Annotated in this window: 18 protein-coding genes, 2 tRNA genes and 2 pseudogenes; 15 read left to right on the top strand and 7 right to left on the bottom strand. The window is 37.2% G+C overall.

The window, feature by feature from the left end:
- Positions 1-1,143 precede the first annotated feature (1,143 nt).
- Genes QW128_05730 through QW128_05720 form a run of 3 tightly spaced genes read left to right on the top strand, consistent with a single transcriptional unit; the run spans position 1,144 to position 4,263 of the window.
- Entirely contained in the window at positions 1,144-1,779 is a 636-nt protein-coding gene (locus QW128_05730) for a ParB N-terminal domain-containing protein (protein ID MEM3833076.1), read from the top strand.
- Positions 1,780-1,789: 10 nt separating this feature from the next.
- Positions 1,790-3,166: a cystathionine beta-synthase gene (locus QW128_05725; protein ID MEM3833075.1), complete on the top strand. Its 1,377-nt coding sequence runs from the start codon at positions 1,790-1,792 to the stop codon at positions 3,164-3,166.
- Complete coding sequence (locus QW128_05720; protein MEM3833074.1) at positions 3,166-4,263, top strand: PLP-dependent aspartate aminotransferase family protein; 1,098 nt, start codon at positions 3,166-3,168, stop codon at positions 4,261-4,263. Before QW128_05725 ends, QW128_05720 begins: the two co-directional genes overlap by 1 nt.
- A gap of 429 nt (positions 4,264-4,692) precedes the next feature.
- Here the strand turns inward: QW128_05720 and QW128_05715 are convergent.
- A tRNA-Lys gene (locus QW128_05715) sits at positions 4,693-4,790 on the bottom strand.
- A 126-nt stretch (positions 4,791-4,916) separates the two neighbouring features.
- Positions 4,917-6,725 carry an aldehyde ferredoxin oxidoreductase family protein gene (locus QW128_05710; GenBank protein MEM3833073.1) on the bottom strand — a complete coding sequence of 603 codons (1,809 nt, stop codon included), beginning with the start codon at positions 6,723-6,725 and terminating at the stop codon, positions 4,917-4,919.
- 269 nt (positions 6,726-6,994) lie between these two features.
- Here QW128_05710 and QW128_05705 point away from each other — a divergent pair, with 269 nt between their 5' ends.
- Positions 6,995-8,191 (top strand): glycosyltransferase family 2 protein, encoded by a 1,197-nt coding sequence (locus tag QW128_05705; GenBank protein MEM3833072.1) that lies wholly within the window; start codon positions 6,995-6,997, stop codon positions 8,189-8,191.
- A gap of 205 nt (positions 8,192-8,396) precedes the next feature.
- On the opposite strand, the gene QW128_05700 is transcribed toward QW128_05705, so the two are convergent.
- A complete protein-coding gene (locus QW128_05700) occupies positions 8,397-9,524 on the bottom strand; it encodes a transposase (protein MEM3833071.1) in 1,128 nt (375 codons plus the stop codon).
- Complete coding sequence (locus QW128_05695; protein MEM3833070.1) at positions 9,515-9,685, bottom strand: helix-turn-helix domain-containing protein; 171 nt, start codon at positions 9,683-9,685, stop codon at positions 9,515-9,517. The genes QW128_05700 and QW128_05695 overlap by 10 nt, the downstream gene beginning before the upstream one ends.
- 110 nt (positions 9,686-9,795) lie before the next feature.
- Between QW128_05695 and QW128_05690 the strand changes: the two genes are divergently transcribed.
- The 6 genes from QW128_05690 (at position 9,796) to QW128_05665 (ending at position 16,150) form a co-directional block, all read left to right on the top strand.
- Entirely contained in the window at positions 9,796-10,461 is a 666-nt protein-coding gene (locus QW128_05690; protein ID MEM3833069.1) for a metallophosphoesterase, read from the top strand.
- Positions 10,461-11,015, top strand: coding sequence for a class IV adenylate cyclase (cyaB, locus tag QW128_05685; GenBank protein MEM3833068.1), 555 nt, complete (start codon positions 10,461-10,463; stop codon positions 11,013-11,015). The genes QW128_05690 and cyaB overlap by 1 nt, the downstream gene beginning before the upstream one ends.
- A gap of 542 nt (positions 11,016-11,557) precedes the next feature.
- Positions 11,558-12,565, top strand: coding sequence for a threonine/serine dehydratase (locus QW128_05680; GenBank protein ID MEM3833067.1), 1,008 nt, complete (start codon positions 11,558-11,560; stop codon positions 12,563-12,565).
- A 240-nt stretch (positions 12,566-12,805) separates the two neighbouring features.
- Positions 12,806-14,227: a proline--tRNA ligase gene (gene proS / locus QW128_05675; protein ID MEM3833066.1), complete on the top strand. Its 1,422-nt coding sequence runs from the start codon at positions 12,806-12,808 to the stop codon at positions 14,225-14,227.
- Between the two features lie 79 nt (positions 14,228-14,306).
- Entirely contained in the window at positions 14,307-15,146 is an 840-nt protein-coding gene (locus QW128_05670) for a SagB/ThcOx family dehydrogenase (protein MEM3833065.1), read from the top strand.
- 116 nt (positions 15,147-15,262) lie between these two features.
- Positions 15,263-16,150: a VIT1/CCC1 family protein gene (locus QW128_05665; protein ID MEM3833064.1), complete on the top strand. Its 888-nt coding sequence runs from the start codon at positions 15,263-15,265 to the stop codon at positions 16,148-16,150.
- Between the two features lie 188 nt (positions 16,151-16,338).
- On the opposite strand, the pseudogene QW128_05660 reads toward QW128_05665, so the two are convergent.
- A pseudogene (locus QW128_05660) lies at positions 16,339-17,391 on the bottom strand (transposase).
- Between the two features lie 45 nt (positions 17,392-17,436).
- Positions 17,437-18,025: pseudogene (locus QW128_05655) on the bottom strand (IS607 family transposase).
- A 402-nt stretch (positions 18,026-18,427) separates the two neighbouring features.
- On the opposite strand from QW128_05655, the gene QW128_05650 reads away from it, so the two are divergent.
- The 4 genes from QW128_05650 (at position 18,428) to QW128_05635 (ending at position 21,721) form a co-directional block, all read left to right on the top strand.
- Positions 18,428-19,417 (top strand): ROK family protein, encoded by a 990-nt coding sequence (locus QW128_05650; protein ID MEM3833063.1) that lies wholly within the window; start codon positions 18,428-18,430, stop codon positions 19,415-19,417.
- 2 nt (positions 19,418-19,419) lie between these two features.
- Positions 19,420-19,911: an ATP-binding protein gene (locus QW128_05645; protein ID MEM3833062.1), complete on the top strand. Its 492-nt coding sequence runs from the start codon at positions 19,420-19,422 to the stop codon at positions 19,909-19,911.
- Between the two features lie 221 nt (positions 19,912-20,132).
- A tRNA-Val gene (locus tag QW128_05640) sits at positions 20,133-20,207 on the top strand.
- A gap of 482 nt (positions 20,208-20,689) precedes the next feature.
- Entirely contained in the window at positions 20,690-21,721 is a 1,032-nt protein-coding gene (locus tag QW128_05635) for an alcohol dehydrogenase catalytic domain-containing protein (protein MEM3833061.1), read from the top strand.
- A 2-nt stretch (positions 21,722-21,723) separates the two neighbouring features.
- On the opposite strand, the gene QW128_05630 is transcribed toward QW128_05635, so the two are convergent.
- Complete coding sequence (locus tag QW128_05630) at positions 21,724-23,007, bottom strand: aspartate aminotransferase family protein (GenBank protein ID MEM3833060.1); 1,284 nt, start codon at positions 23,005-23,007, stop codon at positions 21,724-21,726.
- 151 nt (positions 23,008-23,158) lie between these two features.
- Between QW128_05630 and QW128_05625 the strand changes: the two genes are divergently transcribed.
- Complete coding sequence (locus QW128_05625; protein MEM3833059.1) at positions 23,159-24,172, top strand: radical SAM protein; 1,014 nt, start codon at positions 23,159-23,161, stop codon at positions 24,170-24,172.
- Positions 24,173-24,220: the final 48 nt, after the last annotated feature.

Below are 24,220 nucleotides of genomic sequence, written 5' to 3'. Positions count from 1 at the left end.
GCCGTCATTAGCTTACGCTTTCGTGGATCCGTCTGGTCCTTTGTAGAGCGCAGGGACGATGAACATCAGGATTAGGGAAGGTGTCAACACATAGAGGGACATCAAAGAGACCAAAATAGTTCTCGACTGAGTACGCCCACAGCATATACCAATCAGGCTTTGATACCTCTATTGCAGTATTCCCAATTGAAGAGAGTGGTGCTTGAGCTGAAAAAGATAGAATGACAGTGAGTGTGACAGCCAACGTGCCACACTCGACTATCTTGACAATGTGAGTGGAGAAGGGTACTTTCCTTTCGAGAGCAGAATTCTGGGATAGCGGGCTTGATACGCCATGAATCCTGATCAGGTATACGTGCAAGCCGATTAATACTAGCGCAAGGAGTGGCAGAATTGCGATGTGTGCACTATGTACTTTGAACCCAGGTCTAAAACTAGCCTAAAACCCTAAGATATTGTTCTCCTGAGGATTCAAGGAGTTTGAGGTCAACGATGAGGAATTCAGGACTTCATATCGGATTTGATAAGCAATTTCGAGAGTAAGAACTACGCTGGATCTTACATTCAAGAACATAATTAAAGCAGTACGTTCATGACTTCAATTCAATAGGAAAGATTTAAAGTTAGGTTAAAAATTAGGGAGCTTACACTCAGTAGAAAACTCTTACAAAGAAAAACTTAAATAGTCTTCAAATAAATATTAATTAGAAGGCGAATTTATGAAATTGTGGAAAATATTAGTTTTGTTACCCTATCTCCTTTTCTTAATTCTATTTGCTTACACCCTAGAGATGATAAGGAAGTCAACATCTTTATTGGCAGGAATTGCTTTAATATTTCCAATCATTCTTACCGTAATTTATACGATTGTGCTTGGAATAGCTTTGCTTATAAGATGGATAATAATAAGGATAGGAAAGTAACTAAAAGAGTTAAGTGGCTTAAGATGATTACGGATAACGGCATATTTGAGAGTCGTATTAATCGAGACCCAAGATGGTTAAATTACTCACTCTAACAATCTCCTTTTCTTAAAATTCACTTTAAGAAGCAGCTTATAAGAATTAGGATGAAACTAGTTTCAATTGCCACTTTATCTTTTTATATTAAAATAAACTATTTATTTTAGGTGAATAAGAGTGGGTGAACGTCTTTGCCTTGGAAAGAATTGAAAAAACTTTGGCTACTCCTAAGTTTAAACAAGAACTATTAAAAGGAACAAAACTTCCTGAGAGAACTTTGACTTATAATCTTAGTATTTTAAAGAAAAAGGGTTTGATAAAAGAGGTTCCCGTTTTCATAGATCTGAGAAAAAAATTGTTTACGTTGAGTGAAGTTAAATGGGTGATTTTAATGAACGAGTTTACACAGAAAGCTAGCATAATTAAACTAGAAGAGTTGAAGGAACATGAAAAAGTAGACCCTAAATATTTGAATGTGCTAAAGAATCAGATAAAGTCTGATGGAATTTTAAAAAAGCCAATAGCTGTTGATAAAAATTTTAATATCGTTCTCGACGGTCATCACAGATTGCAATCGCTCAAAAAATTAGGTTATACAAGAATTCCAGTAGTCTTTATAGATTATCAACCACCAGCAATACAGGTGCTAGCTTGGAGGGGAGAGGAAAAAATAACAAAGGAAGTAATTAGTGCTGCGCTATCAGGAAAAAAGTTGCCACCTAAAACTTCTAAGCACATGATCGTCGTGAATGGTAATTTGGAAGATATATCAACAATAGAAAAGGAGGTAAACATTCCTTTAGAGAAATTAAGATAGAGGTGTTCAAATGAAAATTGCTAATAACATTTTAGAATTAATTGGTAACACTCCTTTAGTGAGATTGAACAAAATCACTAAAGGTTTGAAGCCAACTATTTTAGCTAAATTAGAATATCTCAATCCAGGAGGAAGTGTTAAGGATAGGATAGGAGTAGCAATGATTGAAGCTGCCGAAAAAGAAGGAAAAATTAAACCAGGGTATACGATAATTGAACCTACTTCTGGTAATACTGGCATAGGATTAGCTTTAGCAGCTGCTGTTAAAGGATACAATATAATTTTTACTATTCCAGATAAGATGAGTAAAGAGAAAATAGATTTGTTAAGGGCTTTTGGCGCAAAGGTAATAATTACCCCAACAAACGTTTCTCCGGACGATCCAAAAAGTTATACAAAAGTTGCTGAAAGGCTTGCTAAAGAAATTCCAAATTCCTTCATTCCAAATCAATATTTCAATCCTGCTAATCCTGAGATTCATTACAGAACGACAGGGCCAGAAATTTGGGAACAAACTGATGGTAGAGTCGATGTTTTAGTTGCTGGTGTAGGGACAGGGGGAACTATTACTGGAGTGGGAAAGTACTTGAAAGAAAAAAATCCTAAAATTAAAATTGTTGGTGTAGATCCAGAAGGTTCTATGTATCATCATAAGTTCTACGGTACTGAAGGAGAAATTCACACTTATAAAGTTGAAGGGATAGGAGAAGATTTCATGCCTTCTACTTTTGACATGAAAATTGTTGACGAATTTATTGTTGTAAATGATAAAGATGCTTTTCTAACCGCAAGAAGACTTGCTAAAGAAGAAGGTATATTTGCTGGTGGTTCGGCAGGTGCAGCTGTCTATGCAGCATTACAGGTTGCTAAAGATTTAGATGAAAACAAAACAATTGTCGTTATTCTACCAGATACAGGAAGAAATTACATTAATAAAATTTATTCTGATGAATGGATGATGGAACAAGGGTTTTTAGAAAGCATGGATGAAAGAATTCCAGTTGAAGATATACTTGCTCTAAAAACTAGAGCTGTGCCGCGTGTTATTTCTGTAAAACCTACTGATACTTTAGAGAACGCAATAGATTTAATGAAATTTTATAATATTTCACAATTACCCGTGATCGAAGACGAAGTTCAAGTTGGTAGCATAAGAGAAATAACACTGGTTAAAAAGCTCTCTAGTAAGGGAGCTAATCCAAAACAACAAATTAAAGAAGTGATGGAAGAACCCTTACCACAAGTACAAATAAAGGACAAAATATTGAATCCTTTTCTTTTATTGAAAGATAAAAATGCTTTACTTGTTCTAGACGGAAAGAAAATTGTTGATATAATTACTACAATAGACGTGATTACCTATTATTTGAAAAGGGGGGTGAAATAATGGTAAGGTTTGCAACAAAAGCAGTTAGAGGAGGACAAAAACCAGATCCCACAACTGGTGCTATTCTAACTCCAATCTATCAGACAGCAACGTATGTGTTGGAAGAAGTAGGGAAAACTAAAGGCTACGATTATTCCAGAACTAACAACCCAACAAGAACTGTATTAGAAAAATTGATTGCTGAACTAGAAAATGCAAAATTTGGTTTAGCCTTTGCTTCTGGTTTAGCGGCAGAAGACGCAACCTTAAAATTGTTAAATCAAGGCGAGCACGTGGTATGCTCTGATGATATGTATGGTGGAACTTATCGTTTGTTTGAGCAAGTGCTGCGAAGGTATGGATTAACTTTCACTTACGTTGATACAACTAAAGCCGAAAACGTGAAAAAAGTTATAAGAGAAAATACAAAAATGGTTTGGATAGAAACTCCATCAAACCCACTGCTGAAAGTTTCAGACGTAAAGGCAATATCAAAAATTACAAGAAAAAGGAAAATTTTGTTAGTGGTTGACAGCACTTTTGCCACACCATATTTTCTAAGACCTTTAGAGCTAGGTGCAGATATAGTTGTTCATAGCACTACAAAATATCTTAGCGGTCATAATCAATTGATAGGAGGAGCGATAGCAACTAATGATCAAAAAATTTATGAAAAATTAAAGTTTATTCAAAATGCTATAGGTGCAGTACCTTCGCCTTTCGATTGTTGGTTAACAATATTAGGAATAAAGACATTACATTTAAGGATGGAAAAACATGATGAGAACGCAAAAAAGGTTGTAAAATTTCTAGAGAGACACCCTAAAGTTGAGAGGGTAATTTATCCTGGATATAGCGGGATAATATCCTTTGAATTAAAAGGTGGATTAGAGTCAGCGAAGAAGTTAATGAATTCAGTTAAACTATGCTATCTTGCAGAAAGCTTAGGTGCAACAGAAACTATGATTACACATCCAGCAACTATGACCCACGCATCAATACCGAGAGAAGAAAGAATAAAAAGAGGCATATCCGACGGATTAGTTAGGTTATCTGTTGGAATAGAGGATGTAGAAGATATAATTCAAGATTTAAAACAGGCTCTAGATAAAGTCTAATTATACTAAGCTGAGTTGACAAGCAGGTTAGGCATGCACCTGCAGAGTGCGCTATGTGAGTTTAAACCCTACACCCAACTTAAAAGACAAAAATGGTACTCAAATTATATAACACTCATTCTTCCCATCAGAGATCTCACCCGTTTGAGACTTTATATACTTTTTAAGGGCTTCTGCATGCTTAATTCTCTCATCAACTTTAATCTAGTTGGAACCATTAAGCATCTCTTGAGCAGAACTCCAATATCTATTCTCCTTAACTCACTTAAGATAATCCAAGAGATGGTAGACATAGTTCTTAGCGGTCTTTGGACCGAGATCAGAGGCCCATCTCTTAATACAATCTTCATCTATTCTTAAGTTTTCTCAGTTCTTGTAAGGACATTTCTCAAAAAGAATATGGAAGAAATTATTTTACTCTTAATATAGCGGGCCCGGCGGGATTTGAACCCGCGACTCCCGGGTTAAAAGCCCGGTACGCTTCCTGGTTGCGCTATATGTTGTGCATATATCTACGCCACGGGCCCATCTTCACTCACTCTAAATACTATGCTATTTAAAAATTTTTCTTAATCATTAAAATTTCCTAGTTTATGCATCATACTTAAATTTTCTTTATGTAAAGATTTATTTTTAGGTAAATGCGAGAATCTTTATTGGGTTATTATATTTAGTTCAGCGAGTTTTTCAGGTTTTGGTATGCCGTTTTCATCCCAGCCTCTTAACTTATAATATACGCTTAGTGCATTCTCGAATTCATCTTTAGTTATTACATACTTTTTGTTCTCGAACTCAATAGGTTCAAACCATTTTCTCGGAAGTTGATCCTTAACCTTATTGACACCCATTTTTACGTTTATTAAACGAGTTAGAGTGATTATTCTCTCACCAGCTTTAATAACTTCGTTAACGTTATAGTTAAAGCCAGTAACTAGGTTTAAAAGGTCTGTTATCACTTGGAAATCATAAACATAACGACCAAACTTACAAAGTAACAAAGAATCCATGAGCGCGCTTAAATTCTCGTAATTAATGATAGCTCTTACCTTCTCTTCACCGAGAGAATCTTTACCGCCAGCCTTGCCGGCAATATCGAGGGCGTAAGCCATTGTCCCAAGATGGTCAGCGCCCCTACCAGCAATAGCGTAATTCAATGCCATCCCTTTTAGTGATCTAGGATCATAGGCTGCAGGTTCAAGTCCTTTCACGTGTACAGCTAAATTCTCAGCATCCAATCTTCTTGCAGCAATAGCTACTCCATCAGCTAAAAGATCTCCAACACCTTTACGGTATGCAATGTCCACTATTAGTTTTTTAACAGCTTCAGTGTTGTCCCAGTCAATTTTTAACTCTAATTTACCCTTTTTAGAAAGCTCGATTGCAAAGCCAATAGTATTACCAAGAGAGATTGTATCCATACCAAGTCTATCAGCTAAATCATTGAACACGATTATCGAATCAGGATCAACAATTCCAAGGTTACTACCCAAAGCAAAGATCGTTTCATATTCAATATCAACTTTAACATCAAACTTCCTAGATTCCACGAGGCGATGACATGCTGCTGAACAATATAAGCAAGCTGCTGGATGCAAGAAATAATTGCTCCTTAAATTCGGCCACGCTATTTTCTGCCAATTCTCAATATAAACCTTAGACCAATAGTAGCTTGGGAAAAAGCCCATCCCATTTGCAACCTCAACAAGCCTAGGCGTACCACCCTCTCTAAGCGATTTAATGGAACCATCAGTCGAGAGCCTCAAATTAAATCTCTTCAAATACTCAGAAAAACCATTAGGATCGGCAACACTAACACTCTTATCAGCAGGTTGAAACACTATAGCCTTAAGCTTTTTACTGCCCATAACAGCACCAGGTCCAGTTCTCCCAAATTGCCTCCACCTATCATGATTAATAGAAGCATATCTTACAAGATTCTCACCCGCAGGACCTATCGCTAACACAGCGCTGTCCTTACCATGATCCTTCCATAAAATCTCCTCACACTTTATGGCATCCTTACTCCACAAATGAGATGCATCCTTAAAATCAACGCGCTCATCCCTGACAATCAAATAAACAGGATCCTTCGACGCACCTTTCACAACCAACATATCCACACCGGCATACTTCATCACAGCACCCAATGTACCACCGAGATTAGAACCACCGAGAATATTTGTCAAGGGAGATTTAAAAGCAACCCATGCGCGTGTTGCCATAGTCAAGGGCAATCCACCGAAAGGCCCGGTGGCAAACACTAATAAATTATTCGGAGAATACGCATCATAATTCCAAATGTTATACTCATACAAAAAGTAGTTCGCCAATCCCTTTCCACCAATAAACATCTTAGCAATGCTCCTATCAATACTCTTAACCTTACTGCTCCTCTCATCAAGATCAACAATTAATATTCTATCATTATAACCGTTTATCATACCTGATACTACAATACTCAACTTATTTATATTTTACCTTATGATGTGCAAGCTTTGTCTTTCTAGGACGGAGGAAGGACCAGTTTCTTATGTTTGGGAAGAAGATATATAAAAATGTTGCGGTCTACGCAAATTGGAGTTATATATGAGTTTTGATAACTTATTCATTGTTTTGCTCTTTTTTAACATGAAGGCTTAAAGTCGCCTAAAACATAATTTTGTAATATGTGATATTTTAACTTTTTGCTTAATAATTTATCCCTCGGGCACTATAGCTATTTGCGAGAATAATGATAGTTAGTGCGGAATTAATAACGTTTGGTGTTGTGTCTCTGGTTTACATCATTCAGTTTTATTTTTTTATGATATCGTTTCTCAGTATAGTTTTTAATTTTAAGGAAAGAGTTTGGTTAAATCCTAAGCCTCGGTTTGATGTGCCTGTGGCTATACTTTTTCCTGTGTATAAGGAGAAATGTGAAAGTATTAGGAGAACGCTTATGAGCATCTTAAAACAGAAATATGATAAGAATTTGTTAAGAATTATAATAATTGTTGAGAAGAACGATGAGGAGAGCGATAGTTGTGTTAGTTCTGCATGCAGTGTTTTAACTGAGAATGGTGTTGAATATGAGATTGTAAGGAGGACTAATTCTAGGAGTTCTAAGGCTGCGGCGCTCAATGACGCTTTATTGCGCGTACAAGAACCGGTCGTGGTCGTTTATGATGCTGATGATGATATAATAGATCCTTATCAGATTGGCAAAGGAGTCTCTCTAATAATGAGTGGTTTTGACGCTATTGGAGTTAAAGTTTTAAGAGTGGGGAAAAAATTAACACAAACTCTGTCATATATAGATACATTCTTTTGGGTTAATGTCTCTTTGCCAGGAATAACAGTGGTATCAGGATACCCACTCTTAAGTGGAGAGGGTTTGTTCGTATCACGTAAAGCTCTTGAAGTCATAGGAGGATTTCCAGATACTTTAACTGAGGATTCTATGTTAACATTAGAGTTTGCAAAGCATGGATTAAGAATAGGATTATTAAACAGTGTTGTTCATGAACCAGCACCAAAGTCTATGTTATCGTTAATCAAGCAAAGAATCAGATGGCATAGAGGTTACGCACAATGTTTTGTAAGAACCATGAAATCTTCCATACCTCTGAGTTCAAAGATTGTTATAGGAATGTCATACACATCGCCAATATCACTAATAATAATAGCATTTTCATCAATTTATGTATTTGTATTAATTCCTCTCAGTGCAATTTATCATGTGCAGTTAAACTTAGGAATATTCCTTTTAAGCCTATTTTCAATATTAACGTCAGTTTCAGCACCAATATACTTGATCGCATCTAAAGCAGACATACCAAGAAAAGAAAGTTTCCCAATACTCTTACTATATTGGGTTCTTTTAGGACTAACAACAATATACTCACTAATAATGCCTAAAATACCATGGTATAGAACAGAACGAACATAATCGCATCCTCATATTTTAAAATTCTTGTTCCTTAAAGTCCATAAAGTATAGGTATTGATACAACACATAAAGATTACCCAATGATGTGAAAACCATTTAAATTAAAGCATTTCTGCTTTCAGACTAGAAAATGATTAAATTCTTGATTCTTTCCTACAGCTCTGGTTAGGGTTCTGGGTTAAGTAGGAATGAAAATAACAATTCACTATGCATTCCTACTTAACCCTTCCCCCTCAATTATTTCATTGGGGGCTCTTTGGGTGAACCCAATTCCCCGCATCTGAAGGTTCAACACCGCTACAACGTCCCTATCCATTGTTAACCCGCATTCTTCGCATCTTATTATCCTGCCCAGATAGGAAGCCATGCTTCCAGAGCAGGCTGGGCAGGTTTTAGATGAGTTAGCTGGGTTAACGTATTTCACTGGAAGGTTAAGCCATTTAAGCTTGTATTCGAGCATGAGTTGGAATGCTCTTGCGTTCCACTTTGAGAGCTTTCTGTTATTTTTCCTTGAGCCGTTGAGGATTCGCCTCTTTACACCTTTCAGGTTTTCAAGTATCGCTCCGCAGTTCTTCTCCTTGAGCTCCCCTGCAACCTGCGTGGTTAGTTTGTGCGTGAAGTCTTTAGCCCTATTCTTCTCACGCTTAGAGTACTTCTCTAATAGTCTCTTTGATGTATTGGGCTTAATCTTAGATAACTTTTGCATCCTCTGTCTTTTAACCTCATAAACTCTGTGAATATGGTAGAGCTCTCTTAAGTCATAGCGCTTGATCTCGCCACCTATGAAAGCTGTTATGTTCGTTAAGTTAACATCGAAGGAAGCCCACTTATCAGCTTTGGGCTCAACCCTCTTCTTAACCGTAATTATCAGCTCCTTCTCAGTCATAAGTAGCCCACCGACTTTATCAAAGTCTCTTGGAATCCAGTCGTACTTTCTTAAGTCAACCTCAAGATACCGCTTATTAGGCTCTACGCTTATCCTCAGTATACCATCTCTGAAGCTGAAGAGCGTGCTCTTAATGTAGACTGTCCTCTTAGTTATCTTAGGAGGCTCATTCGCCCTCCCCCTATTATAAAGGGTTATCCAGCCCTTAACCAATCCGATAACGGAGTTTATTGTTGAATCAACGTAATGCTTTGAGTATTTCCACTCTCGTAGCAGTCCATCTCTAAGCTCTCTCCTATCCTCAGCTTTCAAGTTGAGGTGAGCCTTCTTGGAAATCTTAACGTGCGAGAAGATCCCATCTAAAGCCTTCCGCTTAACTTTGAAGTATTCTTCGATTAAATCTTTTGGAGCTTCTACTGAAATTCTGTAGCTCTTAACTACCTCCATAGCCTCTCAACTTCGCTCCTCGGGTAGCGGAGCTTACCAGTTGGAAGTTTAACAGTCCTAATAATGCCTTTCCTCTGCCACTCCCAGAGAGTCTTAACTGAGATGTTGAATATCTTTGCAACATCTTTTGGTCTAAGCAGTTCTTCGTGATCTCCAGACATCATTAAGAATAAAGTAATCAACCTCCATTTAAACCTATCTATTCCGAAACTGCTGACAATGGCTCAGTTTTAGTGTAAACTTTTTAAGGAGACAAAGCTATGTTATTTTTATGTTACTATTAGTCGTGAGCGATATACACGGAAATCTTAGAGCTTTAAATAAAATAGTAAAAGCTGTTGCCGGGAAGAAAGTAGATGCTGTCATAGTGGCAGGTGATGTGACAGATTTTGGTACTGGTGAGAACGCCATTCAAACTCTAAACATACTTAAGGATGTGAATAAAAAAATATTCTACGTACCGGGTAATTGTGATTATGTTGACACGTTTGATATTAAAGAACTAGAGGAGATGAATATACACGGAAAACATGCGAAAATTAATGATCTGTTTGTTGTGGGAGTAGGCGGTTCCGTTGAAACACCGTTCTCTACACCATTTGAATTGGGTGAGGAAGAAATAGATTCGTTGCTTGAGAAGGCTTATAGGTCAGCAAAGCAACCGAAAAACTTTATTTTAGTATCCCACACACCACCTTACAATACAAGACTCGATTTAACATATAGTGGACTACATACAGGAAGTAAAACAGTAAGGGCCTTCATAGAAGAGCATAAACCGATGTTAGTTGTATGCGGCCACATTCATGAAGCAAGAGGCACAGATAAGTTAGGGGAAAGTTTAATGGTTAATCCTGGTCCTGCACGAAAAGGATATTATGCATTGGTAAGCATAGAAAAATCACATGAAATAGAAATATTCCTAGGTGAAGCTTAATGATCGAGGCTGAAATAAAAATACCGATAGAAAATCCAGAAACCATACGAACTATGCTTAAGAATAAAGGTGAGATAATATCCATTACTAAGCAACATGATGTCTATTTTCAGCACCCATTCCGTGACTTTACTGTTACAGATGAGGCGCTAAGACTTAGAGATGAGAACGGCGCGTACGAACTCACATACAAAGGACCAAAAATAGGTAATGTAGGAAAGACTAGAATAGAGATAAACATTAATGTAAATGATTTTAATAAAGCAAAACAACTACTTGAGAATTTAGGTTTTAAAACGCTCATAAGAATTTCAAAAACACGTGAGTTATATAAGGTAAATGAGACCTTTATAGCAATAGATCATGTAGAAGGCCTTGGATATTATGTAGAGCTTGAAAAACAAATACCAAACTCTGAAAATATTGAACAGACCGAGAGGGAATTAATTAGCCTAGTAAAAGAGTTAGGATTAGATATTAACAAAAGCACTCGTAAATCATACTTAGAACTGTTACTAAATAAAAAAACGATGAACAACACCAACAAAATTTAAAGTATACAACCTTAAACTGATTTATGAAAGTTTTTCAATGCTTGGAAGTGTTCATTTATGTTTAAAATAATCTTTTAGAACTCAAATTTAGTACATACAGAACAAGGAAATTTAGAAATTAAACAAAGATCAATAAAAAGATTCATTAGAATATAAGATTATGAAGTATTAGAGAGCCTGAAATATCTGAAAGTCAAAGTATGTCAGAAAAATACAGTAGATGTACCGAACAAAGTTACTAAAATAGGCATAGAAGAGGATGATTGTTCACTTCTAATAATCCATGACGATAAGATGTAGATCAAACTTCATAGAATTTCTGTTAACGCATAATCATCAAGTAGATGGAGTAGTTTATACCCAAAATATCTCGAAACCCTCTGAAAAAGGCATCACACATAAAAGATAATGCAATACAAAGTCAGCTATTTGAAAACTGCTGTCCAGCTTAGTGGTGTTACATAGATTAGTAAAAAAAAGTTTACGGTTTTAACCGCAATGAATTGCCAATGAGCTTAAATACAACTGTTGGTATTTTTAGAGTGGACTGCTTGGACTCTAATGGAGCTATGAACATGATGAAATGGGCTATGAACTATATACCGAGACTTCGTGATGTATATAATGCTAGGTTATTAATATCCAAATACCTGCCTAGAACACCGTTGTTTTATTCTCGTAAATTATCTAGGGAACTTGATTTTGATGTATATTTAAAGCTTGAGAATGTACAACCTACAAGGGCTTTCAAAGTAAGAGGTGGTGTGTATTATGTGATGCGTATGAAGGATGAGGCTGTGAAAAAGGGGTTGATAACTGCGTCGACAGGTAATCATGCACAGTCTATAGCTTATGCTGGTGGTTTAGTAGGAGCTAAGGTAACTATAGTCATGCCTAATGGTGTTTCGAGAGTTAAGATTGCGGCATTAAAAAATTTAGGTGCTGAGTTGATATTTCATGGTAATGTTTTTGATGAAGCTTTGGATTATGCTATTAAAATTGCAAAAGAGAGGAACATGCTATTTGTTCATAGCATAAATGAACCATTGCTCTATGCTGGTGTTGGTACTATGCACTTGGAGATTATTGAGGATTTACCGGATGTTGATATTGTTATTAATCCTATAGGTGGTGGTTCAGGAGCGTCCAGTGCTGTCATAGTATATAAATCTATAGATCCATCGATTAAAGTTATTGGTGTTCAAGCTGAAGGTGCACCTAGCGTATACTTATCATTAAAGCAAGGAAAATTAGTTTCTACAAAAAGTGCAAACACCGTAGCTGAGGGATTAGCTACATCTAGAGCTTATGAATTACCATACTCAATATTAAAAGATAAGATAGATGATGTGGTTCTTGTCAGTGATGATGAAATGCTAAAGGCTATAAAAGTATTGTTAGAGACAACAGGCCAAATTGCTGAGCCTGCTGGTGCAGCTGCCCTGGCAGCAGCTTTTAAACTAAAGGCTGATTTAAAGAATAAAAAAGTTGCAATTATTGTCAGCGGCGGAAATATTGATCTAGATCTTTTGAAGAAAATTCTGTTCTAAAAATTAATAAAATTTTATTATGATTAGTGAGTTGTCTTGTAACTGAAGTAAAAAGAACCCGTAATTCTCCTAATCCTGCAAGATAATGAGCACTGCGAATACGCGCTGGTGTCTCTTAATTAGGTTTTGGAGTATTTATGTAAAATTTTACACATTCGTCACAGAACTAAAGTTTTAGGTTTTCTGGGCGTCTATCACATAAAAGAAGTTATATATAGGATATTTTTTGGATTTTTAGGTATGAAAAAAGAAAATGAACTTACTGAGTGGCTTCATGATGTGCTGTTTAATGCTAAACTCTATGATTACAGATATCCAGTGAAAGGGATGGGCATCTGGATGCCCTATGGTTATAGATTAAGATGGAATGTCCTAAATATAATGAGAGATTTGTTAGATAAAAAAGGGCATCATGAAGTGCAATTTCCGATTTTAATACCTAAGGATATGTTAGAGAAGGAAGCTGCTCATATAAAAGGATTTGCAACAGAAGTTTTTTGGGTGACAAAGGGTGGTGCCTCACCTTTAGAGATTGAATTAGCATTAAGACCAACTAGTGAAACTCCAATGACGACAGCATTCAAATACTGGGTACAATCTTGGAAGGATTTACCAATTAAAGTATATCAGATAGGGAGCGTATTTCGGTATGAAACAAAGGCAACTAAACCACTAATTAGAGTGAGAGAAGTTTCAACATTTAAAGAAGCATTCACAGCACATGCATCTAAAGAGGACGCTATGAGGCAATTCAGGGAAGCTATTAATATTTACAAGGCTTTCTTTAATAGACTATGCATACCTTATTATGTGGTGGATAGACCAGAATGGGATCGATTTGCAGGAGCTGCCCGATCAGTGGCATTTGATACAATAATGCCGGATGGTAGACGCTTACAAATAGGCTCAGTTCACTATCTTGGACAGAGGTTCTCAAAAGCCTTTGATGCAAAGTTCATGAAAGAAGACGGAACATATGAATATCTATACCAACTAAGTTATGGGATTTCTGAAAGAGTCATAGCTGCACTCCTTGCAATACATGGCGATGATAAAGGCCCAGTGCTTCCACCTAATGTAGCGCCAATACAAATAGTAATTGTGCCAATCCCTTACAAAGGATTAGAGGAAAAAATAAATACAGAGGCTAGAAAAATTGGCGTGTTATTAAAAAGAAGACGATTTAGAGTAGTTATAGACGATAGACCAGAAATCACACCAGGTTCTAAGTTTTATGAGTGGGAAAGGATGGGAGTACCAATAAGAGTAGAAATTGGACCAAAAGATATTGAAAATAAAGTAGTCACTGTAGCAAGACGTGATACTGGAATAAAAACAATAATAGAACAAGCAAAGTTAGGAGAAGAACTTAGAATATTAATGAAAAATATGATTAAAGAAATGAAACAAAAAGCATGGAAAGAGCTCAACGAGAGACTAATAATGACACGATCAATAAATGAAATAAGTGATACAATAGCTAAAGGAAAAGTCGCGATGGTTCCATGGTGTAAAAAAAGTGAATGCGGACATAAACTAGAAGAAATAACAGATTTTAAAATTCTAGGGACACCACTAAAAAAGATAAACATAAAACACGAAAAGTGTACAATATGCAGAGAAGAAGCGAGAACATTAATATATGTCGCCAGAAGTTATTAAAAATCATCAACATTTTCCTTATTAAAGTGTTATAATAAAAATAAATTAAACAATAAAATATTAATAATATGAGATGCCAATGTATAAAGAACAATTGATTGAGTACGTAAAAAGATTAGATGAGAAGGAATCAAAAGACCTCCTAACTCTCATAGAGCTAGCAAAATCCGGTAATAGGTTATGGAAAGAAGAACCAGGAATAACCTATCATAAATATTCGAAGCATAGCAGATTCCGCATCTTCATGACGCCAAGAAAGATTTATAGAGGCGCATTTCCACAATTAATAAAGAGATATAGAAATGCAGAGGTTATTAAATTACCACCGCCAAATCCATCGTTAGCATCAAACTTAACTGGCATCACTATTGCTACAAGAAGATCATTTAGAGATTTCAAACCAAAACCAATATCACTCGACGCTCTCTCCACACTACTCTACCTAATAGTTGGAATAACTGCATGGGAAGATCAGTGGCCGTTAAGAGCGTACCCCTCAGCAGGAGCACTTCAACCGGTTGAAACTTACATCATAGCAAACTATGTAAATAATATTGACATGGGCTTGTATCATTATAATCCACAAGATCATACGTTAGAAGTCTTAAAGAAAGATGACTTACGTAAAACTATAGTTGATGTGGCATTATATCAAGACTTTCTTTATAACGCCTCTGTAATATTAATACTCTCAACGTTCTATTTAAGAACATTGTGGAAATACGGGGATAGAGCTTACAGATACTCATTGTTAGATACGGGGGCCGCAATGGAAAATGCATATTTAGCAGCAACATCCATGGGTCTCGGAGCGTGCGCTATAGGAGCATATTATGATGATGAACTAAACAGCCTATTAGAACTCAACGAAAATGAGGAAATCACACAAGTTATGATAGCTATAGGCCATAAAAAATAAAAGTAAAATAGTAAATAATTAAGTTAAAATCATGAAAAAATAAGTTCAAATAGTAAAATTTATAAATAAGGATTTGAAACTATATGTCACTAAAGTGCTGATTACAGGTGAGTTTAATGAAAGACATTACTAAAAATAAACCATTGTTATACTGCAAAGACGAATTCATAGATTATTTGGTATACAAAGAACTATCAAAACGTGAAAAAAATGAAGAGAGACGCAAATTACTTGAAAAACTCTCAGAACAAGAGTACAAACATTATAAATTTTGGAAAAAGTATGCACCCGAATATAAAGAACAAACAGCATGGTATATCATCTTAATGATTTTAATGAGAAAAATCTTTGGACTAACGTTTACATTAAAATTCCTAGAAAGACATGAGGAAAAAGTTATTGATGAATATAAAAAGTTCGCTGAAGAACTACCGGCTAATGATAAAAATGAATTTGAAGAAATAATAAACGATGAGATCTCTCACGAAAAAGCATTCATGGGCCAAATTAATGAAGGTGTAGTAAAATACATGAGCTTCATAGTTTTAGGGCTTGCAGATGCCATAGTCGAAATCTCCGGTGTTCACGCAGGATTCTTAGGTGTAACTGACTCAACATTAATAGCAGGGATCGCAGGATTAGTAGTAGGTTTTGCAGCTGCAATCTCCATGGCTGCCGCAGCTTATCTGCAAGCAAAACATGACATAGAAAAATCTGCAATAATATCAGCAATAGCCACAGGACTCGCATACATAGGAGCAGTCTCATTACTTGCCTCACCATACTTCGTCACACACAACATGATAATAGCATTCACAGTATCTACATTGCTCGCTATCTTATTAACAGCAGGATTCACATACTATGGCGCAGTAGTGTTCGAAAGAAAATTTGCCAGAGAATTCATTGAGAGCGTGATATTGATCATGGCTACAGCATTTGGAGCATTTCTCTTCGGTGGATTATTGGGTAACATATTCGGCATAAGAGGATTCTTCCAATAACATACCTTATTTGACCTCCCCTCTTGAAACTTAAAACACTTCTTTCCGTTTCCCGTCCTAGGTTTTTCTAGGACGGGTTGTGCCTCGACCCCGTGGTTCACGGTGGTCACGGACCACTCTATGCGGGAGTCATGGGCGCCGTTCGAGCCCAACGGCACGGGGCTCACATGTAGTTTCAGAGCTATGCTCCACGCTCCAACTACGTCTCTATCCGCTACTAGTCCACAGTTTGTGCATTTCATGTACCTCGGTCTCCAGCCGCTCTTCTGGGCATCGCCCGTCACGGGAGCTAGGCTGGAGCCGCAGACAGGGCATGTCCTGGAGGTGTTCCTTGGGTCTACAAGCTCTACTCTCACGCCATTCTCTAGTGCTTTCTCCATTATCTGCTTCTGGACACCTTTAATAGCATACTGCTTGAGCCTGTGAACATCAAGGGACTTCAACCCGTTTCTCTCAACTACCTTGTCCTGAAACCTCTTCGGGAGCTTCTCCAACACAACTACTGCGTTCTCTTCAACAGCTATCCTCGACACTATTGAGGCGACCTTGCACCTCAAGTCTTTCTTGACGCTCCTCTCCCTTAGCTTCCTCATAGCTTTTCTAAGAGACCTGGTGTTGTTTCCGTGCTTTAACTGCATAGCTCTCCTTCTATGAGCGTAGCCAAGCACCACTCTGCTGTGGTTCGTCACTAGCGTTACAGCTCTGTTGTCAGGGAGAATGAAGACGGTCACATTGTTCTCGTTAACATCAACACCAATGACCTTATCATACCTCATCCCAGCTTCCATGTTCTTCGAAAATACCACGTGTAACGCAAGTCTACCATTTTCTAGCTTCCACCTACAAGAGCTCCTCAGAGACCAGCCGCGGTTGTAGTACCTGTAGAACTGTTTGTGGAATACTAGAGGTACTTTAACCCACACCATGTGTGTAGCTACCGATACTCCCTGAAGCGTCAGTTTCCACATCTGGTTGTCGCAACCAACATTCCACCTCCTAACCTCGGGTTTATCTGTGTAGGTTATACCATTCTTCTTGAGCTTCAGGAAGGACTTAATCCTGGCTGATGCGTCTCTGATGGCTTCGTGTATGTAGTGTGATGGAAGCTCGGGATACTTCTCTCTGAAGCACCTATACAGCTTCTTCTTCGCCTTTGTCCATGATATAACGTTCTTAGAATACACGTAGTCTAGTGCCTCCCTCAGAATCGCCCCGTACACCTCGTAGACGTACCTAAGGATATCGAGCTTCCTAGTGGTGAGCTCTGGTGAAACCAGTACTACTGTTCTCTCAACAGTTTCAGCTGACTCCTCAACGCATTTCACCAGTTTCTCGTACTTGTGGCTCCTCTTGCCGTATATCCTCGCCGCGAAAGACGCTACTATCTCCACCATGTCTTCTATGAGCTCCTGCATGTAGTCTTTCGGCTCCTCTTGGAGAGCAACGACTACCTCTACACCATACGCCTTGAACAGCTCTTGGAGATAGGAGAAACCGAACCTAGTCAGCCTGTTTCTATAAGCGACGACCAGGACATCGAACTCGTGTCTCTTAGCCATCTCGACAAGCTTCCTCAGCCTCTTCCTATCATCGTTTAACCCGCTAGCAACATCCGTTACCACGGCTGTTAGCCTCCAGCCCCTCTGCTCAACGTAACTCTTTAACGCTCCAACCTGGTTCTCAAGCTCCCTCCTCTGATTAGACCCGCTCACATGAGCATACACAACTGCTCTAAGTATCTTAGCCTCCTTGAACTCCTCAATGGTTTACCAGAAGCCTCTTAACCTCACTCTCAGGTACTCTCCACCTCCTAAGAGTTCTATTGGTTACACCAAGGATTTCGCAGACTTCCCTAGTTGAGTAGTGCTTCTCCAAACATCCTACACCAGTATAAAGAATTCTATAAAAACCTTAATAAACCTTACAAATCAAAACAGCTCCTCACCCTTTTCTTCCCTTCAAAGTTCTCTAACATTATCAACAGCTTTATCCCTAACAATCTGAATTAACCGTATTAAGGTTTGCTTCTTGGTTCTTCGTAGCACTTCTCATGGAAGAACTTTTGGACTTGAAACTAAATCCTAAGGTGTCTTCACAACATGTTGAGAGATGATCCCTTAAGATCTCAAAACTCACTTTCAAGTTAAATAAGGTCGTTTTATTCCGTGAATGTTATAAAGTAAAACCTAAGAATTTTGTCTAAAGGAGGTTTGTTTTGTCATTTAAGCATTATAAATATTTCTTAGTATTTATTAGAGATAATTGTGGTGTGAATAGTTGCCTTATGCTGTGGGCGTTGATATCGGAGCCTCAAAAATAAGAGTTGCATTAGCTAACTATGAAGGGCGTATTATATCAAAAAGTATTGAATCCACACCAAAATTTGGTGATAATTTGACTATACCTAAATTAATAGGCTCAATAATAGATGCAACAATCCAAGAAAATAACATATCACTGAATGAAATCCTAGGAATAGGGATTGGTTCAATAGGACCAATAGACTTTAATAAAGGCATTATTCCTAGGACTGCCAACTTACCCTTCAAAAAAATACCTTTAGTCAGTTATCTTAAGAATCGTTTTAACACAAATGTAATACTAGTTAATGATTGTGTGGCAGGCGTAATAGGAGAGCGTATATTTGGAGCTGGTAAAATGCATGAAAATCTTATATACATAACAATTAGCACAGGAATTGGTGCTGGCGTGTACGTTGATGGAAAACCACTAATAGGCAAGGATGGTAACGCCCACGAAGTAGGACACATGACTGTCGACCCCAAAGGAAAACTTACATGTGGATGCGGTGGAAAAGGACATTGGGAAGCATATTCTTCAGGAAGTGGAATACCTAAATTAGTCAAACTCATACTCTCAAGAAAAGACAAAAACCGAATAAAGGAAAGCATACTCCTAAAAATAGTAAACAGTACAGACAAAATAGATTCCAAAACAGTGTATGAAGCCGCAAGATTAAACGATAAACTAGCACTAGAAATTATAGAAGAAGTAAATAAGTACAACATAATAGGATTTGCTAACATAATAAATGTTTACGACCCATCACTCATAACAGTGGGGGGCTCAATCACACTCAATAATCCAGACCTAGTCCTCAACCCAATAAAACAAAACATAAAAAAATACATAATAAATAGACCACCAGAAATCGTGTTAACGCCGTTAGGAGAAGATATAGTACTCTACGGGGCAATAGCAATAGCGTTAGGCTTTGAGGAAATAAAACACACAAAGGTGAGATGAAAATGAAAAACTGGCTAATACTGCTCAACGGACTCCCAGGTTCAGGAAAAACAACAATAGCAAAACATCTATGCAACGAAAGGCCTGACTTTGCAAGAATCAGTAGCGATGACTTAAGATACGTGATATTCAACGAAAAATATCCAAGCAGAGATGAGAACATAATATTCCAAATAATGAGAGAAATGGCAGCAATTTTACTTATGAAAGGCTACAACGTAATACTAGACTCAACAGCACCAACCAACTCACTCCGCAGATACCTTTTAACAGCAGCACAAGAAAACAACGGAAAAATGCTCATAATACTAGAAGTAAGTGAAAACATACTAAAACAACGAGGAATCAATAATGAAACAATAGCACTCTGGCAGAGCTTCTGGGAAGAACCAGACATACCAGTAAACATAATACTCAGAGAAAAGAACGAAACAAAAACCGATGAAAACAGAATAATCTACCTAATACTAAAAACAATAGAAAACACCCCATAATTCCTCAAAATCCTATTACACTAAAACTTACTAACCTAACTTAATACCTTAAGAAAATCTTCTTCTCTCTTAACCACAGTTCACTAGACTAGACAGGTGAAAGCTCATATTTAAGCGCTAAGGAAATCCGAAACTATCATTCTAAAAAGTAAACTTTGCTGTTCACATCATGATATAAATTAAGTATGGTTTATATTCTTCAAAATGATTAAATTATAGAAGGGCCGGTGGTCTAGCCTGGTTAGGACGTCCGCCTCACACGCGGGAGGTCCCCGGTTCAAATCCGGGCCGGCCCATTAAATTTTTAGCCAAATCCTTAGATCTTATAAATATATGCTTTCTCTTCGCGTCTTCTCAAGTTCCTAATTCATTTCGTCTCTATTTTGGAAGTAAGAATCACATTACCACCCTGTTAATTTCGTCTCCATTAAGGCGAGCCATGTTACAGTCCAAAATAAGTTGTTGTTATATTTAGGTTCATTGACAATTTACGGTTAAAACTGTGAGCTTTCTTACCAAATTTGTGCCAAAAATAAGAACGCAAAACGATGATTTGATGACCTAGCTGCCAAATTAATAGTTATTGCAAATGTTTACCTTAGATTTTAGTTGCCAAATCTGTGATTGACTGAAGATTATCACTTAAAAGAGTGAAAATAGCTTGCGTCATCAACTAGTACCAGAAATAACTAATGAAAGTTATGACAAATGTGTTTGTGTGAATTAAATTTAGCAAGAGTAATAAATGCTTATATGATGTTAAATTGAAGTATTAGTGGTGAGCGACTTGAAAGCTGTATTTTTAACTGAAATTCGCAAGCCTCTTGAAGTGAAAGAGATAGATGTTCCAGAGAAAGTTGAGCCTAATGAGGTTCTTATAAAACAGAAGGTGACTGGTGTATGTTATCGTGATATTCTTACTGCAGATGGCTTTTTCCCGAGGGTTAAAACACCTATAATTCCTGGTCATGAGATAGCAGGCACTGTTGTTAAGGTTGGAGATGCAGTCAAGAATTTTAAACCGGGTGATTACGTTGCGTCTCTCATTTATATTCCATGTGGAACGTGCAGGTATTGTAGGATGGGGATGGAAAATCTATGTCGTAACAGATTAACGTATGGCGAGGATCTAAATGGGTCTTATGCGGAATACGTGAAAGTTCATGAGAATAGTTTAGTAAAAGTGCCTCCAAATGTGCCTATTGAGGGGGCCGTAATTGGCGCATGCGTGACAGGAATGTTGTATCATGCGTTAAAAGTTAGGGGTGGATTAACAGAAGGTGAAGTAGTGTTGGTTACTGGTGCAGGTGGTGGAGTGGGCATTCATGCGGTGCAGATGGCTAAAGCTTTAGGTGCAAAAGTAATAGCGGTCACAACCTCAGAATGGAAGGTTGATAAGATAAAGTCTGCAGGTGCTGACGATATAATAGTTTCGAAGGGGGCTTTCAGTGATGATGTTAAGAAATTAACTAATGGTGAGGGTGTGGATTTAGTGCTCGAACCAGTGGGACAACCAACATTTGAGCAAAGTTTTAGAAGCGTGCGTTGGGGTGGTCGTATTATTGTTGTGGGCAACGTGAATGTACAACCAGTTAATCTTAATTTAGGACCACTTATATTAAGAGGTGTGACAATTTCAGGAAGCGTTAGTTCTACAAAAAAAGATCTATTACAGGCTCTCAAATTAACTGCTGAAGGAAAAATCAAACCCATAATTCATGATGTAGTCCCATTAGAACAGGTGCAACGAGTTCATGATATGATGAGAAAAAAAGAAAACATTGGACGGGTGTTATTAAAGACAGAGTAGAATCATTGATTTTTTATGAAATTTTCTGTGAGTGCTAAGAATTTTTCTATATCCTGTTTTGTGTGTGCGGTAGAAAGAAAGAGGTGTGGTTTCGTTGGTGACTGATAAAGTATCTTATTGTTTACCATATAACGAAACATCTTTTCAGCTAAAATGCTATCTTTTGTTCTTTCTGCAGTCAGACCATTTATAGGTTTCTCTTTTGTAAAATGAATGCCAACCAGAGATCCCAAACCAGTAATATAAGCTTCAAAACCCTTCTTAGAAAAGATGTTCTCCAATTCCTTTCTCATTAAGTCTCCAAGCTTGTTTAAGTAAGTATAAATTGTATCATGCTTACTTTTGAGCTCTTCTATAAGAGTGTATCCAGCTCTCATTGTTAACGTATTTCCTACGTATGTTCCTCCGTGGAAAACTCTCTCCCAGAAATGAGGTATTTTAGTTTGATCCAAGAGTTCCATGATGTCAGCTCTGCCGCAGAATGCACCGGCACCCGGAAAATATTGACCACCGACCGCTTTACCAGTTGTTATGATGTCAGGTTTAACATTATAATAATGTTGAGCACCTTTGTAAAATCGAAAACCTGTTATAACCTCATCAAATATTAATATTATTCCTCTTTCATCACACAATTCTCTTAATCCTTTTAAGAATTCTTTTTCAGCTGGTATATTGCCTGCTACACCCATAACTGGTTCAACTATTATTGCTGCTAGTTCTAGTTTGTCAATTCTTTTCTGAACACCATCAAGATCATTAAACGGCAATAATATTGTATCCTTTATTACATCCTCTGTTAATCCTAACGATGCTGGTTTATCGTATGGATATGATACTCCTTTATGAAGGGCATCATAACCTCCATGCCATCCTCCCTCAAACTTACCGATTTTTGTTCTTTTAGTGTATGCTCTAGCAAGTCTAATTGCATACATGTTTGCCTCAGTACCACTATTTGCCGGTCTCACCATATCTGCATCGAACCACTCACATACAGCCTTAGCCCATTTGATTTCCCATTCATTACTCCAACCCAGGTGTATTCCGTATTCTAATTGTTCTTTGACTGCATTTATTATTGGTTCGTAATTATGGCCTACCACAACAGCTCCATGAGACATCCAAAAATCGATGTATTCGTTACCATCTACATCCCAAATCCTGCTACCCTTTGCTCTCTCAACATAAATCGGATGTGGTTCAAAAAACCTTATAGCATAAGTAACACCACCGGGCAAGAATTTTTTTGCAGATTCAAACAGTGCTTTAGTCCTATCAGTCATTATATATCATTAGTAGTACAAAATTACGTAGTAATAACTTTTACTTTATAATTTCTATTAGTATTTACGTAATAAAATTTTGATTATAAAATGTATTGGATAGATAATTTTTTAAATAGTTTTTAGATAGATTCTGTGTAGAATTATTAATATGACAAATAATGCGAATGTGGTTAGGATAACAAGGCCAATTCCCTTAGTTGGACATATAGCGTTTGGAGTGATTGATAGGGGTACTAATATACTTCAAGTTAGGCCTACTAGTTTATGTAATCTTAATTGTATTTTCTGTAGTGTGGACGCAGGCCCTTATACGCATTGGAGAAAAACTGAGTATGTAATAGATGATGTAGAGTGGTTAGCGGAGTGGGTTATAGAAATTGCTAAATTTAAAGGTGGACATGTGGAAGCACTCATAGATGGCGTTGGAGATCCATTTACGTATTCCAAACTTCCTGAATTAATATCACTATTAAGATCAAGTAATCATATAAGTAGTATTGCTGTTGAGACTCATGGACAATTTCTAAATAAAGAACTTATTAACAAACTGGCTAGCGCAGGGCTAGATCGTATAAATCTAAGCATAGACACAACGAATCAGGAGCAAGCTAAATTCCTCGCAGGATCTCTCATTTACGATGTGACAAATGTAATGAAGATGACGGAATATGTTGTGAAGGAAACATCAATAGACGTAACACTAGTACCTTTGTGGTTACCAGGCATAAATGATAATGAAATCATGAAAATTATTGAATGGGGTATGAAAATAGGCGTAGGTAAGAAATGGCCACCCTTCGCAATACAAAAGTATCTCATTCATAAATACGGTAGAAAAATAAGAGGTATGAGGGAAGTTTCATGGGATGATTTTTATAATTGGCTTCGTTTGTTAGAAAAGAAATATGAAACGACGTTAATACCTAAACCTAGAGATTTTGGTTTTGAAAAGAGACCTACTCTGCCAATACTTTATGAAAAAAATTCTACAGTAAACGTAGAGATAATAGCTCCCGGCTGGTTAAAAAATGAGTGGCTTGGCGTTCCTAAAAATAAGAACAGAATAATTACAGTCATATCGGAAGATTTAGAAAAAGGACAAAAAGTGAGCGTTCGCATAATTAGTAACAAGGATAACATTTATATTGCACGACCTCTTTAGCAATAAAACTCACTTGATGTATAAACTGAACTCTCCCCACTCTGAAGG

Source organism: Thermoprotei archaeon, assembly GCA_038881895.1.
Classification (GTDB): domain Archaea; phylum Thermoproteota; class Thermoprotei; order Gearchaeales; family WAQG01; genus JAVZOV01.
This window is presented reverse-complemented; position numbering and strand designations above follow the sequence as displayed.

What these genes read in the sequence shown, in the direction of transcription:
- QW128_05695 (MEM3833070.1), bottom strand. Translation starts at nt 9,685, where the DNA reads ATGTCTGGAGATCACGAAGAACTGCTTAGACCAAAAGATGTTGCAAAG.
- QW128_05700 (MEM3833071.1), bottom strand. Translation starts at nt 9,524, where the DNA reads ATGGAGGTAGTTAAGAGCTACAGAATTTCAGTAGAAGCTCCAAAAGAT.
- cyaB (MEM3833068.1), top strand. Translation starts at nt 10,461, where the DNA reads ATGATCGAGGCTGAAATAAAAATACCGATAGAAAATCCAGAAACCATA.
- QW128_05720 (MEM3833074.1), top strand. Translation starts at nt 3,166, where the DNA reads ATGGTAAGGTTTGCAACAAAAGCAGTTAGAGGAGGACAAAAACCAGAT.
- QW128_05670 (MEM3833065.1), top strand. Translation starts at nt 14,307, where the DNA reads ATGTATAAAGAACAATTGATTGAGTACGTAAAAAGATTAGATGAGAAG.
- QW128_05725 (MEM3833075.1), top strand. Translation starts at nt 1,790, where the DNA reads ATGAAAATTGCTAATAACATTTTAGAATTAATTGGTAACACTCCTTTA.
- QW128_05630 (MEM3833060.1), bottom strand. Translation starts at nt 23,007, where the DNA reads ATGACTGATAGGACTAAAGCACTGTTTGAATCTGCAAAAAAATTCTTG.
- QW128_05645 (MEM3833062.1), top strand. Translation starts at nt 19,420, where the DNA reads ATGAAAAACTGGCTAATACTGCTCAACGGACTCCCAGGTTCAGGAAAA.
- QW128_05705 (MEM3833072.1), top strand. Translation starts at nt 6,995, where the DNA reads ATGATAGTTAGTGCGGAATTAATAACGTTTGGTGTTGTGTCTCTGGTT.
- proS (MEM3833066.1), top strand. Translation starts at nt 12,806, where the DNA reads ATGAAAAAAGAAAATGAACTTACTGAGTGGCTTCATGATGTGCTGTTT.
- QW128_05665 (MEM3833064.1), top strand. Translation starts at nt 15,263, where the DNA reads ATGAAAGACATTACTAAAAATAAACCATTGTTATACTGCAAAGACGAA.
- QW128_05625 (MEM3833059.1), top strand. Translation starts at nt 23,159, where the DNA reads ATGACAAATAATGCGAATGTGGTTAGGATAACAAGGCCAATTCCCTTA.
- QW128_05690 (MEM3833069.1), top strand. Translation starts at nt 9,796, where the DNA reads ATGTTACTATTAGTCGTGAGCGATATACACGGAAATCTTAGAGCTTTA.